Consider the following 481-nt stretch of genomic DNA (forward strand, 5'->3'; position numbering starts at 1 on the left):
AAGATCGGCCAGCGCGATGAGGAAATGCGCCTCCGCCTTCCACTGGCGCATTTGGCGGAGACCCTTTCGGAATCCGGCCTGATGATGGAGCTGCGCCAGTGGAAGGCGGAGGCGCATTTCCTCATCGCGCTGGCCGATCTTGCCGGCGAGGCCGAAACGGCGCTGACGGTCCGGCGGTTGAGCGACCTCGCTGACGCCTGTACCCGTGCCGCCGTCGACTTCCTGCTGCGCGACGCGCACGGCCAGGGCAAACTCAAACTGCCGGATGTCGACAACCCGTCGAAACAGTCGGGTTGGATCCTGCTCGGCATGGGCAAGCTCGGGGCACATGAGCTGAATTTTTCCTCGGACATCGATCTGGTGGTTTTCTTCGATCCGGAAGCACCGGCGGTCGTCGACCCGCTCGACGCCACCGAATTGTTTTCGCGGCTGACGCGCCGCCTGGTTCGCATCCTGCAGGACCGCACCGAGCACGGATATG

General features: G+C 64.0%; 1 pseudogene. It reads left to right on the top strand.

The features are described 5' to 3' along the window. Positions 1-24: 24 nt before the first annotated feature. A pseudogene (locus EN884_RS38115) lies at positions 25-481 on the top strand (bifunctional [glutamine synthetase] adenylyltransferase/[glutamine synthetase]-adenylyl-L-tyrosine phosphorylase); the annotation flags it as partial.

It is taken from the genome of Mesorhizobium sp. M7A.F.Ca.AU.001.01.1.1, assembly GCF_004022735.1.
GTDB lineage: Bacteria > Pseudomonadota > Alphaproteobacteria > Rhizobiales > Rhizobiaceae > Mesorhizobium > Mesorhizobium ciceri.